Consider the following 13,755-nt stretch of genomic DNA (forward strand, 5'->3'; position numbering starts at 1 on the left):
GAGTTTAATTTCTGCGAACTCCTTTTGCATTTTAAATCAAAGTTGGTTAGTTTTACAAAATACTGAGGCTTAACGAAACTGATCTTGAACAAAACAATCAAAATAAAAATTCACAATCACCAAATTCTTAATTTTTGGGATTTTTCAATAGTTATTTGTTCACACAGCTTTGAACAGCCAAATTTTTTGGAACTCAATCTGAATGTATTTTAACTGATCATTGGTAAGGTCATGAATTTAGTTCTATGATAAAAAAATTATTTTTAAACGATAGGTTTATACTTGGGCTAATTCTTCTAAATGCATTGTTGCTTATTGTTGGGGGTTATTTACAAACTGATTTTGAAAGACAATTTTTTTCAATCGCGGATAATTTAATTACAACACTATTGATTTCACTTTATTCAACATTCAAAATTTTTACTGTTGAAGGATGGTTTGAAATTCCTGAACAAATAGTTGAAAATTATTCAAAATCAGCTTCTTTCTTTACTTATTTGTATTTTATATTTGTTGTATTATCGGGAGGGATTTTTGGTCTTTCGCTGGTTAATTCAATATTTGTAGATTCAATGGTCAGCGATAATAACGATGAACTCGAGAAAAAAATTGACAATCTTGATTCAAAAATCATAGAAATTTTAACTAAAATCAAAGACAATGAAACTGGAAATAATTCTGGACAATGTTAATTCTTTAGAGAAAAATTCGTTTTTAAAAATTATCGATAACATAAAAGCCAGCAACCCGAAAAACAGCAAAGAGATTGATAAAATTCTTTCAGACAGTAGCAATGATTTAAAAAGCGTTGACAGTATCAATATTGCCAGGGTATTTGATTTGGTGAAAAATGAATTTGCCGAAACAGTTCAGGCTGAATTTGTAAATACTACTTCACAACTGGATATTCTTATAGACATAATAATTAAAGATGGTAATGGTATATTGAGTCGTGAATGGCTATCTCGCCTTTATGAAAAGGAATTAGCAAATATTAAGAAGAAAACACAACAACTTAAGAAGCAGTTAGAAATTGAAAAGTCTGATATTAATGAAACCCGGAAACGATATTATGAGATTTATAAAGCTTGTTTACTAACTGCCTACAAAAATGACATTGAGAAAAATCATGAACCTAAGATAACAGATGACGAGTTATCAATTTTATTAACCTTAACCAATGAGTTAGAATTATCACAAGAAGAAGTTAAGCTCATAAATTATTTGATTATACCGCCTAAAAAGGCTGATATTGATGATGTAATTAATTTTCTTAAAAATATTGGAGTAATTTTTTACTCCCGAAAAAATAATTTGATTTATGTAGCCGATGAAGTTGTTAAAGTACTACGTAAAATCAGGAAAAAAGAAGTTGCTGATAAATACTATCGTCGAATTCTTAAAACATTGAAAGAATCCCAGATAAATCTTGTTTGCCGAAAACATAACATTAATACCCGAGAACTTGATTATGAATCAAAAATTAAACAAATAATTAAAGAGGGCATTTCATTTTCAAAACTTCTTAAAAATGATATTCACAAAGACGGAACTACTTTAACTGATAAAAAGAAGTTTTTAAATGAACTTTGGGAGAAAGGATTACGAGTGGAAACTCCATTGCGTGGTTCTACAATTGAAGAGAAAATTGAAAATATTATTTTGTATTTCGACGATCTTGAGCGAGATGAAAAAGTTGGTATTTCAGTTGAGGGATATGAAAAATTGCTAATTGATTTGAAAAATACATTGGATACTTTTGAAAAAATTGTTTTTGATGAATTTGAAATGCAAGATGGAACAGTATTAAACAGCAATACATTATTGGAATACAACATTAAACCGCGCGACATTTTAGATATTCTTCCAATTGATGAACTGAAAAAATTCATTGAAGCTCACAATCTTAAATCAAGGGGTTATATGGTACTAAATATTTTGGAAGCCTATACCGATGCTGAAAATCTAATGATTGAGAATTATGAAGCTATCGGTTTAAGAGACATTGCCACATTACGAGAAAACGGAATTAATATTAAAGAAAGTGAACTGGGCTTAAAGTTTGAAGAAATTACCAAATCAATTTTTGAAAGATTAGGATTCAATGTTGATGATTCCCTGAAAAAACAACTGAATACGTCTAAGAATAAAATCGATCTTGTCCTGAATTTGGGGAAGAATAATATCATAATCGTTGAATGTAAGTCGGTAAAAGAAAAAGGTTATAATAAATACAGCTCAGTATCACGGCAAATAAAATCGTATGTAAATCTGGCCAGGAAAGCGGAATTCAATGTGGTTAAATCTCTTCTTGTGGCTCCCGAATTTACTGATGATTTTATTAATGAATGTGATTTGGAATTTGAAATAAACTTATCACTCATTACAGCCGGGGCTTTGATAAATATCCTTAAAGTATTCCGAAACTCCAATCTGGAACAGTTTCCACATCAACTTTTAATGTAAGATGTATTGATAAGAGAGGATAGGATTATTAAAGCGATGAGTAAATAATTGAAAAACACGAAATAATTTTTTTGATAAATGTAACTTTTAAGTTACATTTGTGTTTGATAGTAATGTAATCAATGAAGAAAGTCCGAAAGATAATTGCCTATCGATATTACTTTGAGGAGTTTTTATTGAAGCAACCAATAAAAGTGCAAAATAAAATTTACAAGGTTTTGGAAGCGGTAGAGACTTTCGAGAGGATTCCTTCAAATTATTTGAAAAGTGTTGCCGGCACGAAAGGATTATATGAAGCCAGAATAAAACTTGGGAGTAATATTTGGCGTGTATTCTGTTTTTTTGATGGCGATAGATTAGTGATATTATTGAATGGGTTTCAGAAAAAATCGCAGAGGACACCAAAAAAAGAGATTGAAAAGGCGGAGAAATTAATGCATGAATACTATGAAAACAAAAGGAGAAAATAGAGAAGTTAGCTCATGGGCTGAGATAAAAGACAGGGTGTACGGAGAGAAAGGAACAGAAAGACGTGATAACCTTGATAGAGAAACTGAAGCATTTAAAATTGGTTTACTTTTACGAAAAGCCCGTGAATCGCGAAATATAACACAGGAAGAATTAGGCAAAATTATTGATAAAAAACGAACTTATATTTCCCGCGTTGAAAACGACGGGAGCAATATCACTTTGAGTACTTTATTCGAAATTGTGGAAAAAGGTCTTGGCGGGAAGGTGAATATTTCAATTGATTTGTAAAATTTTATATTTCCACACCAATCAGGTAAAACACAAAATTCAAAAAGATATAGGCAAGAATAGTGAGTGCCAGGCCGTACACGTTGAAAACGGCCAGCAATGCTACGGCAACGGTCAGAAACAGGAACCGGTGCCAGTTTTCTTTCCATTTCAGGTTTTTAAATTTCAGTGAGAACATGGGCAGGTTAATCACCATCATGCCGGAGGTGAACAGGCCCAGCAACAGCAACGTGCGGGTGGAATAAATCATCTCGAAAAGCTGGTGGTAGCGCGGAACCTCGAGCATCAGCCCCAGCGAAGCCCAGAATAAACCGTTGGAAGGAATGGGCAATCCCCTGAAAAAATTTTCGTCGGGAGCATTGTTAAAGCGGGCCAGCCTTACTGCTCCCAGCACAGGCATTACAAAAGCCGAGAACAAAATAAGCCACTGGCTCCAGTGGGCTGTTATTTCGTAAATGGGCTGGTTTTTTTGAAACATCGAAAATTCGAGCAATGTAAAAAGAATGGCTGCCGGTGCCAGACCGAACGAAACCAAATCGCCCAGCGAATCGAGCTGTTTGCCGGTTTCGGAGTAAGCATTCAGGAGCCGCGCCACAAAACCATCGAGGAAATCGAAAACCGCAGCGAGGCAGATAAAAATACCGGCCCAGGTGAGGTGCCCGTCGATGGCAAAAATTACCGCCAGCGAGCCTGAAACCAGGTTCAGCGAAGTAATAAAATTGGGTATTTGCCGGATAATTCTTTTCAACATTTCTACTTATTCAAAACTTGCAATTATCGTTTGACCACCTACCGCGAGTTGGTGTAATTTTACATTTACCTTCGTGTCAACGGGCAAAAACAGGTCCACACGCGACCCAAACCTGATGAAACCGTATTCCTCGCCCTGTTCAGCCTTGTCGCCCTGTCTTTTGTAAGTTACAATACGTTGTGCAACTGTGCCGGCAATCTGTCGCGACAAAACCTCGGTGCCACTGCTCATTTTAAAAACGGTGGAACAGCGCTCGTTTTTTTCTGACGATTTTTTTACAAATGCCGGGTAGTAGGCACCTTTAAAATGTTTTTGATAAACGATATTGCCGCCAACAGGGGCACGGTTTTGGTGTACGTTAAAAACCGTCATGAAGATGGAAACCATCAACCGTTCTTCCTTGAAATATTCATTTTCGCGAACTTTCAGTATTTCAACAATCTCGCCATCGGCAGGGGCCAGCACATGGTTTTCATTTTTTTCAATTTCGCGGAAAGGTTCCCTGAAAAAGAAAATAATAAGCACTGCCAGCAACAGCGATGCTCCCATGAGAAAATAAAAAACGGTGTAATCCCGCAGTAAAATATAAATGATTGCATCGATTACCGCGAGAAAGAAAAAGGCCACGGGAATAATTTTTCGTCCTTCTTGATGAATTTGCATAGCTTATAAATTTTCTGAAAAAGTTAACCATACATAGATAACGGGTATTACAAACAGTAAACTGTCGAGCCGGTCGAGCAAGCCGCCGTGGCCGGGTAAAACCGAGCCTGAGTCCTTCACATTGAGTTTGCGTTTTATTTTGGATTCGAACAAATCGCCCAGTGTACCGAATGCTACCACAATTACTGCAATTATTATCCAGTTGATAATATCCTGTTCCTGAAAAATAACTGCATTGAGAACGCCCATTACCAGTGCGAATATTGCGCCGGCAAAAAATCCTTCCCAGGTTTTGTTGGGCGAAATTTTTTCGTTGATTTTATGTTTTCCAAACATGGAGCCTACGAGGTAAGCCATTGAATCGTACACCCAAACAATAAAAAACACACCCATGAGTATCCACGGGAAAAATTCAGGCTTTTCGGGATAATCAGGGTAAACAATGAAATTAAGCAGGCTGAAAGGAACGGCAACATAAACAAAGCCGGTAAGTGTAACTGAGCTGTTTTGAATTTCTTTGGAATTATCTCTGAAGGTTTCAACCAAAAAAAGAATTGTTAAAACAGGGATGAAAATGAGAAAAGCATTTTGAGGAATAAATCCGTGAACCATCCCAAAACAGGTACCAAAAAGGAGTAACCCCAAAGTTAATCCCACATATTTACGTGGCGAACTGCCAGCACTTTCCACCAGCTGGTAAAATTCGAGCTGGGTAAAAAACAGCATCGTCGCAAAAATTATTGCAAAAACAACAGGATGTATAGCTGTACCTGCTATTAGCAGCGCTACATATATACATCCGGTAACAGTTCTTTGTACAAGATCATTCAATGCTTCAACTCTTTTAGTAGTTCTTTGGCTTTGTTTTCGTCGGCTTCGGGCACATAAACCACTATGTCGCCAAACGATTTGTAGGCCGAATCGTGCTGGTTCATAATCACAGTTTTAATTCCTGCATTTTCCAGAATGTCTTTGGCCATGTTTGCTTTGTATTCCTGAACAGTCAGAAACACCTCTTTCCATCCTTCTTCCATGTTACAAAAGTATTAAAATTTATATTCAAAGTTAATATAAAAAAACATGAAGACCTTTAGGGTCGTGTGCCCCGAGTGTAAGTGTTTTTTTGAAGCTTCGTTTGAATTTCCGGCTCCGCGCAACAGATTCTTTCCGGATTGCGCGAAGAAAGTAATTCTTTCAGTTTCCTGTACAGTTCTTCTTTCGTTTCGAAGATGGATACATTTCCGTTTACTGCCTCCATGTTATTTATAAAAATCAACTCCGGTAATCCGGTCTGCTCATGAAATACCGGCGATTCAAAATCGGGCATTTCGGGAATCCTGACAGTTGTTTTTTGCAACTTTTGGAGTATTTGCTGCCGGGCCGGTTCCATTAATCTTTTACCGAAATGGATTTATCTTTCGGAGTATCGTCGTTTTTGGGGGTTTCTTTATTTTCAGTTTTTTCCTCCTTTTTATCTTTTGGCTCTTCCTGTCCGTTTTCAGGATCAATAATTTTATCGTCCCACGGCCGCTTGCCAAAGATATGTTCCAGATCTTCGCTGAAAATTACCTCCCGATCGAGCAACAGTTCTGCCAGTTTTTTATGGCCTTCGGAATTTTCTTTCAGAATTTGTTTTGCCCGCTTGAACTGCGAATCGATGAGCTTTTTAACTTCTTCGTCAATAAGCTCGGCTGTTTTTTCGCTGTAAGGTTTCGTGAATGAATATTCCGACTGGCCTGTAGAATCGTAGTAACTAACGTTGCCCACTTTTTCGCTCATGCCAAAATAGGTAACCATGGCAATGGATTGCTTGGTAACTTTTTCCAGGTCGTTTTGAGCTCCTGAAGAAACCCTGTTGAAAATGAGTTCTTCGGCAGCTCTTCCACCAAGTGCCGAGCACATTTCGTCAAGCAGTTGATCTTTTGTAGTAATTGAACGCTCTTCGGGAAGGTACCAGGCTGCACCCAGTGCCTTGCCACGCGGTACAATGGTAACTTTCACCAGTGGGTGGGCGTATTCAAGCAACCAGCTAATAGTGGCATGCCCTGCTTCGTGGTAAGCAATGGTTTTCTTTTCGTCTTTCGAAATAATTTTATTTTTCTTTTCCAGTCCGCCAATAATGCGATCAACGGCATCGAGGAAATCCTGCTTGGTAACCGAATCGCGGCTTTTCCGTGCTGCAATAAGTGCGGCTTCGTTACACACGTTGGCAATGTCGGCACCCGAAAAACCGGGTGTTTGCTTGGCCAGGAAATCCACTTTTACATCTTTGCCCAGTTTGAGAGGTTTGAGGTGGACTTTGAAAATTTCGCCACGTTCTTTAAGGTCGGGCAATTCAACATGAATCTGGCGATCGAACCTGCCGGCACGCATAAGGGCACGGTCGAGCACATCGGCGCGGTTGGTTGCAGCCAGAATGATTACGCCGCTGTTGGTATCGAACCCATCCATTTCGGTAAGCAGCTGGTTCAGGGTGTTTTCCCTTTCGTCGTTGGAACCGAAGTTGGGGTTTTTCCCTCGCGAGCGGCCGATGGCATCAATTTCATCGATGAAAATAATGCAGGGCGCTTTTTCTTTTGCCTGCTTAAACAGGTCGCGCACCCGCGAAGCACCTACACCTACAAACATTTCCACAAAATCGGAACCCGACATGGAGAAGAATGGCACGCTTGCCTCGCCGGCAACAGCTTTGGCAAGCAATGTTTTCCCTGTTCCCGGGGGGCCAACAAGCAACGCTCCTTTGGGAATTTTACCGCCCAGTTTAGTGAATTTTTCCGGGCTTTTCAGGAATTCCACAACCTCTTCCACTTCCTGCTTGGCTTCGGCCAATCCTGCCACATCCTTAAACGATGTGGTTACTTTTTGATCTTTATCGAAAATTTTGGCCTGCGATTTACCCACGTTAAATATTCCGCCGGCACTGCTGCCGCCACCTCTGCTCATTCTTCTGAATATCCACCACCAGAGCAGGATAATCAGCACAAACGGCCCTATTGTCCATAAAATTTCGCTGGCCCAGTTTCGTTCTTCATCGTATTCGAGTAAAATTTCCTGGTCTTTTCCTTCCTGGGCTTCGCGCAGGTTGCGTTCAAATGTTTCTACCGAGCCAATAGTGAACGTAAAGTGCGGGCCTTCTTCTGCTGGTTGCGAAAAATTTCCGCTGAATTGCTGCTCGTATTTTTGAAGGCTGCTTTTTTTAAGGTAAATGTTGGCCTGTTTCTCGTTAACAACCACAATCCGTTCTATGTCGTTGTTGGCCAGCATTGTTGTCTTTACTTCGTTCCAGTTGGTTTTAACGGGACCGCGGCTGTTGGTCAGGTAAATTTGTACAACAATAAAAACTACGGCAATAATTCCGTAAATCCAGTAGGCATTAAATTTGGGGCCTTTCGGGTCTTTTTTGTCGTTCTTGTTTTTGCTGCCCTGGTTAAAAGGGAAGCCCGGTGGTGTTTGTTTATTGTTTTTGTTGTTTTCTGCCATATCTAATTTCTAATTTTCTGAATCAATTTTAATAAATTTTGCATCAGCCCAAAGCTCTTCAAGGTTGTAAAACTGCCTTGCCTGTTGGTGAAATACATGGACTACAATTTCGCCAAAATCGAGTAATACCCAAATTGAATTTTGCATTCCTTCCACATGCCAGGCATCTTCCCCGGTTTCTTTTTTAACTGTCTCTTCAATCGACCGGGCAATGGAGTTTACTTGTGTTGACGAAGTTCCGTGGCAAATTATAAAATATCCGCATTCAGTATAATGTATTGTATTTAAGTCAATTATAGTTATGTCTTTTCCTTTAATTTTTTGAATCCCTTCGAGGATTGCTGTTTTTGTTTTTTCTGTAATTTTTTCGTTTTTATTCATAAATAATTTTTAACTCCACAAAGATAATCTTTTTGACTTACTTCTTTTTTTGTGTTTTCTATTTATGTTTGTTTTTATCGCTGATTTGAAAATTATTAAACATGAAGTTTAATAACTCCGAATGAGGAAAATAATTTAAAGTTGATAATTTCGCTTCTGAAATGACAAAAACAGACAAAAATACATTCATAATCCAGGAAGTTGATTCTACCAATAACTATGCCAAGCAGTTAATTGCAGCGGGAAAGGCAGATCATGGCACTGTCGTTTTGGCACACTTCCAGAATGCCGGAAAAGGGCACGCCGAAAATCACTGGGAAAGTGAGTTCGGAAAGAACATGTTGGCAAGTTTTATTTTGTTCCCAAAATTCCTGAGGGCAGATAAGCAATTCTACCTTTCAAAAATTATCAGTTTGGCACTGGTTGATTTGCTGAGCGATGAAATAGGTTCTGTTTCAGTAAAATGGCCTAACGATATTTATATTGAAAATAAAAAACTGGCCGGCATTTTAATCGAGAATTCAGTCAGTGGGAGCTATATTCATTTTTCGGTGATAGGAGTGGGGCTGAACCTGAATCAGGAGAAATTTAGTGAGCAACTGCCCAATCCGGTGTCGCTTAAGCAAGTTACACGAAAAAAATATTCACCTGAAACCGTAGTCCTGCAGTTAAAAGACAAACTATGGAGCTGGTACAAAAAACTGGAAAACGGCCAGCAAGATTTCATCGATTCAGCCTATTTCCGAAAACTATACCGGCGGGAGCAGTGGAGCCGTTTCAAAAAAGGAAATGATTTCTTTGAGGCCAGGATTAAAGGAATTGGCGAATACGGACAACTGATTCTTGAGATGAGAAACGGTGCTGAACAAGCCTTCCAGTTTAAAGAGGTGGAATTTGTGATTTAACTTCGGCTATTTATACGGAAGTTTTGAAAGCGTTTCTGCCAGTTGGTTAATTCCCTCTGCCAGTTTATTGCCTGCCATCATTTTAATCATCATGTTCATATCGGCATGCAATGTGAGCCGCATTTTGGTTTGATGCGGTGTTACCGGCAGCAGCTGAATCCAGAATGTGAAGCTCAATGGTAAGCCTCCCGAACTTTCCACTTTAATTGTTTTAAACGGTTCGCGGTTTACTATCTGGATTTTGGCAACTCCCATTCCCGTAATGTTAAACTTGCAGGAATCGCGATCCGACTCAAAATCGGTGATTTTTACCTGTGGAACCTGTTTGGTGATCTTTTCAATTAAGCCTGAATTCAAATACTCCGAGAGGTTTTCAAAATTCGAAAGGTATTCAAAAATAATCTGCTGGTTATGATCGATTAACTTTACGTCGCTTATGTATTTCTCCATGTTTTAAAATTCTTAAATAATTTTTGGGAATTTATAAAGGTTAAGCTCCTTGATAAATTTAAAATCTTTTTTGTTTAGGGTAAAAAGCTCAATTTCGTTTGCAATTGCTGTGGATGCAATTAGTGCATCCGGAATTTTAAGGTTATGACTCAACGAATATCTTTCAAGTAACTTCAAAAAGATGGCTTCAGTTTTTTGATTTAAATGAAGTGTGTTTAAACTTTCAATATCTTTTTTTATTTGTTTCAATTCTTTCTTGTTGAGGGCACCAAAAATAAGTTCAGCTGCTGAAATAGTACTGATTGCAATATTATTTCTTCCAATCAGATGTAATTCAGAAACAACTTTTTGATTGTTTTTATAGAATTCAATGATAACATCTGTATCGCAAAGTATAGCTATTTCTTTGTCCATGCTTCATCTCTTAACCTGTGAGAGTCAATATCTCTTCCTTCCCACATTCCTGCTGAGTCAAAAAAGTTATGGTCTGAATGTTCAACTGATTTTGATTTTTTCATCTCAACAAAATCCAGTTGTTCTAAAAGTTGTTTCAGAAACTTCAGTTTGCTTTTGTCTTTTATTTTCAAAACGATTTCTTCCATCCCAATTTTTTGTAGCAAGTTAAGAAAAAAATTCTACTTTTTTCCCCAGTTAGCCGGGTCTTCGCGCCATTCCATGAGGGTTTCCACCTGGTCTTTCGAAATTTCCCCCATTTCCAAAGCTGTGTCAATTAAAACCTGGTAGCGGCTGAGTGGTGTCAGTTCAATATTTGCTTTTTTGAAATTTTCGCGGGCAAGGTTAAAATTATAGGTGAAAATTGAAACCATTCCAATTACTTCGGCACCAAAATTATTAACTGCCTCAGCTGCTTTCAGGCTGCTTACACCTGTTGAAACCAGGTCTTCGATTACAACCACCTTTTGGCCGGGTTTCATTTCGCCTTCAATCAGGTTTTCAAGGCCGTGCCCTTTGGGTTTCGATCGAACATAAATGAACGGAAGTCCCAGCACGTCAGCAACCAAAACTGCGTGTGCAATTGCTCCGGTGGCAACTCCGGCAATTACTTCGGCATGCGGGTATTTTTCCCGGATAATTTCTGCAAATTTGTCGCGAATAAACGAACGGGTGCCAGGGTATGATAAAATTTTCCGGTTGTCGCAATATATCGGTGATTTCCAGCCCGATGCCCAGGTAAATGGACTCAACGGCTGGATTTTTATAGTATTCAACTCTAAAAGTTTTTTGCTAACTTCTTTTTGTGTTGTTTCCATAATAGTTGAAATGATTTTAATTTAAAACAAATGTATAAAGTTTTTCTGAATGACCGGTTGATACAAATTGGTGAGCCGGTGAAAATAACAATTAATAAACCACCAGTAACTTTCAGCGATTGGGTTGAAAAAGATGAAATTAGAAAATGGTTTTTAAATTTCCTGGAGGATGATTTTCAGGAGGTTTATTTGTTGCATCCCAGGCCGGAATATTTTTTTGAAATATTCCGGAGTTCGTTCCGGGAAATCAGTGCCGCGGGGGGCGTAGTGAAATCGGGCAACAAAATACTTTTTATATTCCGCCGTGGTAAATGGGATCTGCCCAAAGGAAAAATCGACAAAGGGGAAACTCCCGAAATTGCTGCAATGCGTGAAGTGGAGGAGGAGTGCGGCATTTCAGGGCATGAAATCATCAAACCGCTGCCCACGACTTATCACATTTATGAATCGCCTTATTCAGAAAATACGGGGGAATGGATTTTTAAAGAAACGTTTTGGTTTGAGATGGATTACACAGGGACTTTCAGTGGAAAGCCGCAAACCGAAGAGGATATACTGGAGGTGAAATGGATAACGCCCGAAAAACTGGATCCGGTTCTTGCCAACACTTATGCCAATCTGAAACAGATTATTGAACTTTACCGCTCCTGATTACGCTGCCGTTCAAACAACTCTTTTTGCAGGAAGGCACCGAATTGCTGCTCAAAGCCGTCGAGCGGGGCTTTGGCTTGCTGAAAAACAACGTTGTGGTTTTCGTTCAGTAAAAAACAGGTGGGGTAAGATTTTATCCGGTATTGTTCAATAAATTTACCATTACTATCAACCAGGTGGATGCCTGGAATTTCATTTTCATTGAGAAAGATTTTCATCTCAATCAGATCGGTTTTGCGGAGAATCACATAAATTTCGAGGTGTTTGTTAAATCTTTCTTCAATTTTAGTGAGGTATTTCAGGTGTTCTTTGCACACCACCATTTCGGTGTCGGCAAAAATGAAGTATTTGAATTTACCGGAATTTTTGTTCGTGCATTTGTTGCGGCCGTCTGTGTCTTTCAGGCAAACAACCGGAGCTGTGCTTCCGGGCCGTAAAAATTTGATTTTTTGCAGCACGTTTTGGGCAGCCATCGAAATTTGTTTATGCCTGTTTTTTTGAAAATAATCGGAGCCAATGATTTTTGTAATCGATTCCTGCGAAAAATCGCCGGAGTAGTAGCTGTCGTGCAGCATTTTAAGCAACGCCAGCTCCAGCATTGGGCTCGAAAGCTGGTAGTTTTTTTTCAAAAAATCAGCTAAAAAGCCTGTGTTTGTTGCTGCCACAGCTCTGGAAATATCTTCATTCCCGGTCGTTTTCGCTTCAAAACTGAGTTTGTTGGCGTATGTTTTTTCAAAAAGATCGATAAAAGCCGGATGTGTCCAGAAACGTGGATCGACATCAGACAACTCTGCGGAAATTTCCCGGGGCCCCAACCGGAACGCATCGGTTTCAACCGATTTTAGCGACAGGTTTTTGTGCATTAAAAAAGTTGGCGCTTTGGCAGAACCAAACTGCCGGTTGAGTTCCGTTTTCAGGGTGTCGAAAATTTGTTCCGACTGCCGGAAATAGAGGCGGTTGAAATATTGGTCGGTCAGCTGGTTCAGCTTCTGGTCGAAAGCAGAAATTTTATCGTTCAGATGATTGCCCTGTTCGGTAGCAAACCAGAATTCTACTGGTTTAAAGAAGGGGTTTTTCTGGTCGGCAAAGCTTTTTTCGCGCAGTGGGGGGAGCCTCAGTGTAATTTCTTTTCCGGCCTCCAAAAACAGCAGTCCCCGATAAATCCCGAATTCAGTAAAAAAGAAGTCAGTATTCGAAGCTTCAATCTCTTTGCTGAATTTCCCGTCTGCATCTATTTTTATTGAAAATGCAGAAATTTTTTCCCGGGTTATTGCATCAGAATAACGAAAAAAAATCAGCTCACGGCCGGCGTAAGCTTCATTTTGTCCTTTTATTACTGTTGCGCTAACGGGAGCGCAAATCAGCAAAAGCGCCAAAAGCAGGAATGGCGTTATAAATTTTGGAGATTTGTTAATCATTTTCGGCTACAAACTCTTTTGGGTCGAGACCTGAAGGAAGAAACATGCTGGCATCTCCGCCGTGCAAAACAATGTCGCGAATGATGGTGGCGTTTACCGGCGTATGTTCCGGCAGGGTAAGCAGGAAAACGGTTTCAATTTCGGGATGCATTTTTTTGTTTATCTGGGCAATGGCGCGTTCGTACTCAAAATCGGATGAGGTACGCAGTCCGCGTAAAATGTATTTTGCTCCCACTTCCTTGCAAAAATCAACGGTGAGCCCTTCGTGAACACGCACCTCAATATTATTTTGATTTTCAAAAACCTGGTTAATCCATTTCAATCTTTTTTTAAGCGAAAAAAACGATTTTTTATTGGCGTTAAAACCAATCATTATTATGATTTTGTCGAATATGGGCTCGGCACGCCTGACAATGGATTCGTGGCCGATGGTAAACGGATCGAATGACCCGGGGAATATGGCTGTTCTTGTCATGATAATACTGATTATTTAGATTCAAAATTAATGAAATTAAAATTCTTCTATCAATTAAAACCGGTTAATTTCCTGAACGTTACCT

The 13,755-nt window shown here is 39.0% G+C and carries 19 protein-coding genes; 6 read left to right on the top strand and 13 right to left on the bottom strand.

All coding sequences use genetic code 11. The annotated features are described in order from the left end of the window. Positions 1-245: 245 nt before the first annotated feature. The 4 genes from ACTCNA_RS07010 (at position 246) to ACTCNA_RS07025 (ending at position 3,225) form a co-directional block, all read left to right on the top strand. Positions 246-692: a hypothetical protein gene (locus ACTCNA_RS07010; RefSeq protein ID WP_462947190.1), complete on the top strand. Its 447-nt coding sequence runs from the start codon at positions 246-248 to the stop codon at positions 690-692. Further along, positions 661-2,466 carry a hypothetical protein gene (locus ACTCNA_RS07015; RefSeq protein WP_462947191.1) on the top strand — a complete coding sequence of 602 codons (1,806 nt, stop codon included), beginning with the start codon at positions 661-663 and terminating at the stop codon, positions 2,464-2,466. The genes ACTCNA_RS07010 and ACTCNA_RS07015 overlap by 32 nt, the downstream gene beginning before the upstream one ends. Positions 2,467-2,588: 122 nt before the next feature. Next, positions 2,589-2,936: a type II toxin-antitoxin system RelE/ParE family toxin gene (locus ACTCNA_RS07020; RefSeq protein ID WP_462947192.1), complete on the top strand. Its 348-nt coding sequence runs from the start codon at positions 2,589-2,591 to the stop codon at positions 2,934-2,936. Then, positions 2,914-3,225 (top strand): helix-turn-helix domain-containing protein, encoded by a 312-nt coding sequence (locus ACTCNA_RS07025; RefSeq protein ID WP_462947193.1) that lies wholly within the window; start codon positions 2,914-2,916, stop codon positions 3,223-3,225. Before ACTCNA_RS07020 ends, ACTCNA_RS07025 begins: the two co-directional genes overlap by 23 nt. A 4-nt stretch (positions 3,226-3,229) precedes the next feature. Here the strand turns inward: ACTCNA_RS07025 and ACTCNA_RS07030 are convergent, their stop codons facing one another. The 7 genes from ACTCNA_RS07030 to rsfS are packed head-to-tail and all read right to left on the bottom strand — an operon-like array spanning position 3,230 to position 8,500. After that, entirely contained in the window at positions 3,230-3,976 is a 747-nt protein-coding gene (locus tag ACTCNA_RS07030) for a CDP-alcohol phosphatidyltransferase family protein (protein ID WP_462947194.1), read from the bottom strand. A 6-nt stretch (positions 3,977-3,982) separates the two neighbouring features. Further along, positions 3,983-4,639: a phosphatidylserine decarboxylase family protein gene (locus tag ACTCNA_RS07035; protein WP_462947195.1), complete on the bottom strand. Its 657-nt coding sequence runs from the start codon at positions 4,637-4,639 to the stop codon at positions 3,983-3,985. Positions 4,640-4,642: 3 nt separating this feature from the next. Continuing rightward, complete coding sequence (locus ACTCNA_RS07040; RefSeq protein WP_462947196.1) at positions 4,643-5,470, bottom strand: phosphatidate cytidylyltransferase; 828 nt, start codon at positions 5,468-5,470, stop codon at positions 4,643-4,645. Beyond that, a complete protein-coding gene (locus ACTCNA_RS07045; protein ID WP_462947197.1) occupies positions 5,467-5,673 on the bottom strand; it encodes a putative signal transducing protein in 207 nt (68 codons plus the stop codon). The genes ACTCNA_RS07040 and ACTCNA_RS07045 overlap by 4 nt, the downstream gene beginning before the upstream one ends. 56 nt (positions 5,674-5,729) lie before the next feature. Further along, entirely contained in the window at positions 5,730-6,029 is a 300-nt protein-coding gene (locus ACTCNA_RS07050) for a hypothetical protein (RefSeq protein ID WP_462947198.1), read from the bottom strand. Further along, a complete protein-coding gene (gene ftsH, locus ACTCNA_RS07055; RefSeq protein ID WP_462947199.1) occupies positions 6,029-8,119 on the bottom strand; it encodes an ATP-dependent zinc metalloprotease FtsH in 2,091 nt (696 codons plus the stop codon). Before ftsH ends, ACTCNA_RS07050 begins: the two co-directional genes overlap by 1 nt. A gap of 9 nt (positions 8,120-8,128) precedes the next feature. Then, positions 8,129-8,500, bottom strand: coding sequence for a ribosome silencing factor (gene rsfS / locus ACTCNA_RS07060; RefSeq protein WP_462947200.1), 372 nt, complete (start codon positions 8,498-8,500; stop codon positions 8,129-8,131). Positions 8,501-8,661: 161 nt separating this feature from the next. On the opposite strand from rsfS, the gene ACTCNA_RS07065 reads away from it, so the two are divergent. After that, positions 8,662-9,405 carry a biotin--[acetyl-CoA-carboxylase] ligase gene (locus ACTCNA_RS07065; RefSeq protein ID WP_462947201.1) on the top strand — a complete coding sequence of 248 codons (744 nt, stop codon included), beginning with the start codon at positions 8,662-8,664 and terminating at the stop codon, positions 9,403-9,405. A 6-nt stretch (positions 9,406-9,411) separates the two neighbouring features. Here the strand turns inward: ACTCNA_RS07065 and ACTCNA_RS07070 are convergent, their stop codons facing one another. The 4 genes from ACTCNA_RS07070 to pyrE are packed head-to-tail and all read right to left on the bottom strand — an operon-like array spanning position 9,412 to position 11,126. After that, positions 9,412-9,855 (bottom strand): hypothetical protein, encoded by a 444-nt coding sequence (locus ACTCNA_RS07070; RefSeq protein ID WP_462947202.1) that lies wholly within the window; start codon positions 9,853-9,855, stop codon positions 9,412-9,414. Positions 9,856-9,867: 12 nt separating this feature from the next. Beyond that, on the bottom strand, positions 9,868-10,269 hold the full coding sequence (locus tag ACTCNA_RS07075) for a PIN domain-containing protein (protein WP_462947203.1): 402 nt from the start codon (positions 10,267-10,269) through the stop codon (positions 9,868-9,870). Next, on the bottom strand, positions 10,254-10,457 hold the full coding sequence (locus ACTCNA_RS07080; RefSeq protein ID WP_462947204.1) for a hypothetical protein: 204 nt from the start codon (positions 10,455-10,457) through the stop codon (positions 10,254-10,256). Before ACTCNA_RS07080 ends, ACTCNA_RS07075 begins: the two co-directional genes overlap by 16 nt. Positions 10,458-10,490: 33 nt before the next feature. Next, positions 10,491-11,126 (bottom strand): orotate phosphoribosyltransferase, encoded by a 636-nt coding sequence (pyrE, locus tag ACTCNA_RS07085; protein WP_462947205.1) that lies wholly within the window; start codon positions 11,124-11,126, stop codon positions 10,491-10,493. A 30-nt stretch (positions 11,127-11,156) separates the two neighbouring features. On the opposite strand from pyrE, the gene ACTCNA_RS07090 reads away from it, so the two are divergent. Next, the gene (locus ACTCNA_RS07090; protein WP_462947206.1) at positions 11,157-11,777 is read left to right on the top strand and encodes an NUDIX hydrolase; all 621 of its coding nucleotides are present in this window, start codon (positions 11,157-11,159) and stop codon (positions 11,775-11,777) included. On the opposite strand, the gene ACTCNA_RS07095 is transcribed toward ACTCNA_RS07090, so the two are convergent. After that, positions 11,765-13,195, bottom strand: coding sequence for a peroxiredoxin family protein (locus tag ACTCNA_RS07095; protein WP_462947207.1), 1,431 nt, complete (start codon positions 13,193-13,195; stop codon positions 11,765-11,767). The genes ACTCNA_RS07090 and ACTCNA_RS07095 overlap by 13 nt on opposite strands. Further along, positions 13,188-13,670 carry a pantetheine-phosphate adenylyltransferase gene (gene coaD, locus ACTCNA_RS07100; protein WP_462947208.1) on the bottom strand — a complete coding sequence of 161 codons (483 nt, stop codon included), beginning with the start codon at positions 13,668-13,670 and terminating at the stop codon, positions 13,188-13,190. Before coaD ends, ACTCNA_RS07095 begins: the two co-directional genes overlap by 8 nt. Positions 13,671-13,755: the final 85 nt, after the last annotated feature.

Source organism: Tangfeifania sp. (assembly GCF_055108615.1).

Excerpts from the sequence above, each read along its gene's own strand:
- ACTCNA_RS07010 (WP_462947190.1), top strand. The coding sequence starts at position 246 with ATGATAAAAAAATTATTTTTAAACGATAGGTTTATACTTGGGCTAATT.
- ACTCNA_RS07015 (WP_462947191.1), top strand. The coding sequence starts at position 661 with ATGAAACTGGAAATAATTCTGGACAATGTTAATTCTTTAGAGAAAAAT.
- ACTCNA_RS07020 (WP_462947192.1), top strand. The coding sequence starts at position 2,589 with ATGAAGAAAGTCCGAAAGATAATTGCCTATCGATATTACTTTGAGGAG.
- ACTCNA_RS07025 (WP_462947193.1), top strand. The coding sequence starts at position 2,914 with ATGAAAACAAAAGGAGAAAATAGAGAAGTTAGCTCATGGGCTGAGATA.
- ACTCNA_RS07030 (WP_462947194.1), bottom strand. The coding sequence starts at position 3,976 with ATGTTGAAAAGAATTATCCGGCAAATACCCAATTTTATTACTTCGCTG.
- ACTCNA_RS07035 (WP_462947195.1), bottom strand. The coding sequence starts at position 4,639 with ATGCAAATTCATCAAGAAGGACGAAAAATTATTCCCGTGGCCTTTTTC.
- ACTCNA_RS07045 (WP_462947197.1), bottom strand. The coding sequence starts at position 5,673 with ATGGAAGAAGGATGGAAAGAGGTGTTTCTGACTGTTCAGGAATACAAA.
- ACTCNA_RS07050 (WP_462947198.1), bottom strand. The coding sequence starts at position 6,029 with ATGGAACCGGCCCGGCAGCAAATACTCCAAAAGTTGCAAAAAACAACT.
- ftsH (WP_462947199.1), bottom strand. The coding sequence starts at position 8,119 with ATGGCAGAAAACAACAAAAACAATAAACAAACACCACCGGGCTTCCCT.
- rsfS (WP_462947200.1), bottom strand. The coding sequence starts at position 8,500 with ATGAATAAAAACGAAAAAATTACAGAAAAAACAAAAACAGCAATCCTC.
- ACTCNA_RS07065 (WP_462947201.1), top strand. The coding sequence starts at position 8,662 with ATGACAAAAACAGACAAAAATACATTCATAATCCAGGAAGTTGATTCT.
- ACTCNA_RS07070 (WP_462947202.1), bottom strand. The coding sequence starts at position 9,855 with ATGGAGAAATACATAAGCGACGTAAAGTTAATCGATCATAACCAGCAG.
- ACTCNA_RS07075 (WP_462947203.1), bottom strand. The coding sequence starts at position 10,269 with ATGGACAAAGAAATAGCTATACTTTGCGATACAGATGTTATCATTGAA.
- ACTCNA_RS07080 (WP_462947204.1), bottom strand. The coding sequence starts at position 10,457 with ATGGAAGAAATCGTTTTGAAAATAAAAGACAAAAGCAAACTGAAGTTT.
- pyrE (WP_462947205.1), bottom strand. The coding sequence starts at position 11,126 with ATGGAAACAACACAAAAAGAAGTTAGCAAAAAACTTTTAGAGTTGAAT.
- ACTCNA_RS07090 (WP_462947206.1), top strand. The coding sequence starts at position 11,157 with ATGTATAAAGTTTTTCTGAATGACCGGTTGATACAAATTGGTGAGCCG.
- ACTCNA_RS07095 (WP_462947207.1), bottom strand. The coding sequence starts at position 13,195 with ATGATTAACAAATCTCCAAAATTTATAACGCCATTCCTGCTTTTGGCG.
- coaD (WP_462947208.1), bottom strand. The coding sequence starts at position 13,670 with ATGACAAGAACAGCCATATTCCCCGGGTCATTCGATCCGTTTACCATC.